At 52.7% G+C, this 3,368-nt stretch carries 3 protein-coding genes; all 3 read left to right on the top strand.

Annotated features, from left to right (window positions below; genetic code table 11):
• Positions 1-203 precede the first annotated feature (203 nt).
• Genes GGR61_RS20715 through GGR61_RS20705 form a run of 3 tightly spaced genes read left to right on the top strand, consistent with a single transcriptional unit; the run spans position 204 to position 3,348 of the window.
• Positions 204-785 carry a hypothetical protein gene (locus GGR61_RS20715; protein WP_221237480.1) on the top strand — a complete coding sequence of 194 codons (582 nt, stop codon included), beginning with the start codon at positions 204-206 and terminating at the stop codon, positions 783-785.
• A 2-nt stretch (positions 786-787) separates the two neighbouring features.
• Positions 788-1,411, top strand: a complete 624-nt coding sequence (locus GGR61_RS20710; RefSeq protein WP_133125715.1) for a hypothetical protein — start codon at positions 788-790, stop codon at positions 1,409-1,411.
• Complete coding sequence (locus GGR61_RS20705) at positions 1,408-3,348, top strand: hemagglutinin repeat-containing protein (protein ID WP_184623789.1); 1,941 nt, start codon at positions 1,408-1,410, stop codon at positions 3,346-3,348. The genes GGR61_RS20710 and GGR61_RS20705 overlap by 4 nt, the downstream gene beginning before the upstream one ends.
• Positions 3,349-3,368: the final 20 nt, after the last annotated feature.

Below are 3,368 nucleotides of genomic sequence, written 5' to 3'. Positions count from 1 at the left end.
GTCGGTGAAGCGTGATGTCTTCATGGAAATCTCCTCGAGAAAGGTTACGAGAAAATTCCACTTCTTGCCCCTGCTGATCTGCGGGGGGATTACCCCCTCAGCTGACGTCACCATACTTCTCGACGCAGGGCCTTGGAGTTTTGGCATCCTTCAATCCAAAGCGACCTGATGGGTGGAACCCTCTTGCGCAAGATGCCTACGACTTGGGGATACTTGGCTTACAGACCCTGATTTTCAAAGGTGGTGAGAAGGTAATTGCGGGAAAAGTGGGCAATAGCATCAAGCCCGACATCTCCACCCAAGACATCGCTGGCAAAAAGGGACCCAATGACACCCCATCTGAGTCGCTTCCGGAAACAATTCGTGGTGATGGACTTTCTAAGCGTACGGCGCAAGAGATAATTCAAGAATTAAACGCCGGAACAATCCCTGGAAAATCAATCGGCCCAGTTGGTACTCCAAGAACAATGGCTGGCACAAGCGATCCAAGCAATATTGCAGAGGATTTTGCCTTGACTTTTTTGAAGCGCCAACCATCAACCCAAGAGCTTAGCAGCGGTGCTAAGATAAACGGTGGAAATTGCAATGGATGCTGGATCGCTAAAGCCCCCGACGGCTCTTACGTCACTTATAGACCTGCAGGTACGGCGAGTGGGGATACCCTAAGCACCACGGCCACTGTAGAGTTGAACATTCCCAGGCTTGCCCAGGCAAATGGCGGAAAAAGAATGATTAAATTAAAGTTCCCTAAGCGTGGCGCTGCAGATGATATTGGCGGGCCATAATCATGAATAACGAAATATCTATATGGCTACAAACCAATCTGGCTGAGCTTGCCACCGATAGTTTTTCGGCAATTAACTTCGCTTCAAATTTCCGTAATGACAAAAACCAATGGCAAGTTGCCGTTGAAACACTATATAGATGCATGCGATCTGATTTAGTGATCGCGATTCCTTCCATTGAACATTCCGGACTTTCAATTGAAGAAATTTCTGCCGAGCTATCTAATAGCAACCCGTTTAACGAGTCTGAATGGGATTCAATAAGTATTTGGATGACCACTTATCTAGAATCCACCATGATGTGCAGGGAAATTGTGGCTGAGCATGGATTGTTAAATGCTGAAGCTGCACTAATTTCATCCACAGGATGGGAAGAAGCTGCAAAACTGGAAAATGATGTTTTTCCTGTGAATGGTCTGAATAGTAGAGCTGAGGCATTAATTTTCGCTAAAAAAATGAGGGACTTGGCAATAAAGTCTAGGTCAAAGTATAAAAATTCCTCCAGCAAAATTCAGTTGAATTTAAATTTCATGAAAGATATAGAAGGAATTTTTAATATAAATCACGTTCCGTATTCTGAGGAGCCCCTATTTCCAGTAAAAGCCATGCAGACTGACAAGCCATAAAATATGCAGGCAACACCGCAACGATCATTAGCGGCAACGACACCACCTTGAAGGGTGCGGTGCTCTCCGCAGACACCGTGCTGGCCGACATCGGTGGCGATCTCACCATCGAGAGCCTGCAGGACACCAGCACCTACGCCAGCAAGGACAAGGCGGTGGGCGGCAGCGTGACCTTCGGCGTGGGCTTCAGCGCCAGCGCCAGCTACAGCAGCAACAAGGTCAACGGCGACTTCGCCAGCGTCACCGAGCAAAGCGGCATCCAGGCCGGCGATGGCGGCTTCAATATCCGTGTCGGTGGTAACACCGACCTCAAGGGCGGCGTGATCGCCAGCACCCAGGCGGCCGTGGATGCCGGCGTCAATCGCCTGCAGACCGGCACGCTGACGGTGAGCGACATCACCAACACCAGCAGCTATGAAGCCAAGGGCATCAGCCTCTCGGGTGGCTACGCCGCCGGCGGCAGCAATGGCAAGGATGGAGCGAAAACCGAGACCCAGACGCCACCGACCACCAACCAGGGCAGTAGCTGGTCCTGGCAAAACCAAGGCAGCGGTGCGCAGGGTGCAAGCGCCGGCTACTCCAGCAAGAGCGGCAGCGAGACCTCGCTGACCACCAGCGGCATCAGCGGCGGCACGTTGGTCATCACCGACCAAGCTGGGCAGCAGGCCAAGACCGGGCAAAGCGTCAGCGATGTGCTGGCTGCACTAAACCGCGATGTGCTCACTGGCGACAGCGCCAATGGCCTGGTCAAGGGCTGGGACGGGCAGAAGCTGCAGCAGCAGGTCAGCGCTGGGGCCGAGATCACTGCGACGTTTGGGCAGCAGGCGAGTAAGGAAATCGGTGACTATGCTGAAAAAAAGACCAAGGAAGCGTCGCTGTTACGTCTGCAACCAGAAACGACAACCGACCCAGATCAACGTGCTGCGCTGTTAGGTCAGGCAGAGCAACTCGAAGGTCAGTGGGGTAACGACGGCACGTTGCGAGTGCTGGCACACGCAGCTGTTGGCGGACTGACAGGTGGCCTACAAGGCGCTGCGGGCTCGGCGGCAGGTACACTCACGGCCCCCGCTGTTGCCAGCGCACTGAAGAACGCCGGTGTGGATGGCGTACTGGCAGATTCATTGACTGCACTGGCATCGACGACAGTCGGCGCAACCGTTGGTGGTACGGCTGGCGGTACGACAGCAATGAATGAAGTCGCCAACAACTATTTAAGCCACGAGCAACTTTCCATCGTTGAGCGCCTGCTAGAAAGCTGCGATGGCGATGCCACCTGTAGAGAGGGAGTTATCGCGCGAGCCAGCGCTAAGTCACAGCTTCAAGACGCGCAAATGCAGTTCGCTTGTACGCTTGCGCCTTCCAGTGAGGCATGTGCTTCGCAAATGACACAGGCGATCGGCTATAAGGAAGATTACTCAACTGCAGAAACACTTGGACTTCAGAAAGATTGGCTAAGAAGCGCGCAGTCGCTGAATTCTTATGTCAACACAGCCCAGGGAGCACCTTTCAGGCAATACGTTTTTGAGGGAACCGGCCTTCAGGCCGTCTATCTTTCACCCACAGAGACCTACGTCGCAAAAATTGGAGAATTTACTGGTTCCACGTACACGTCAATTGAGAAAAATGGCTTCTGGTCGAAAGAAACTGGTCTTGCAATAGGCTTAGGGCTCACTGAGCTTGCTTCTGCCAAAGTCCGGGCCGCCATGAATATGGCGGGCAAAAACGAAGGATTTGGTGGAGGTGCGAAGCAGCCCTATACGCCTTCGGGCGAGCGGTCTAATGAAGTTAATGTCAACGGTGGCCCGTCTCTTAAAGACAGCCCTTACGCTCCAGGGAATGTAGAAAATAGAATCAAGCCTCCGTACGACGTCCCCCCGATTTTGAGTAGCACGCCAGTTTGGAGTCCAATTCCCTACCCCGAAGGAGATTGGACGTGAAGAAACGTTTTACTGACGAG

It is taken from the genome of Xanthomonas sp. 3058 (assembly GCF_014199765.1).
GTDB classification, from domain to species: Bacteria; Pseudomonadota; Gammaproteobacteria; order Xanthomonadales; family Xanthomonadaceae; genus Xanthomonas; species Xanthomonas campestris_B.
The sequence above is the reverse complement of the archived record's forward strand: the minus strand, read 5'-3'. Positions and strand labels throughout refer to the sequence as shown.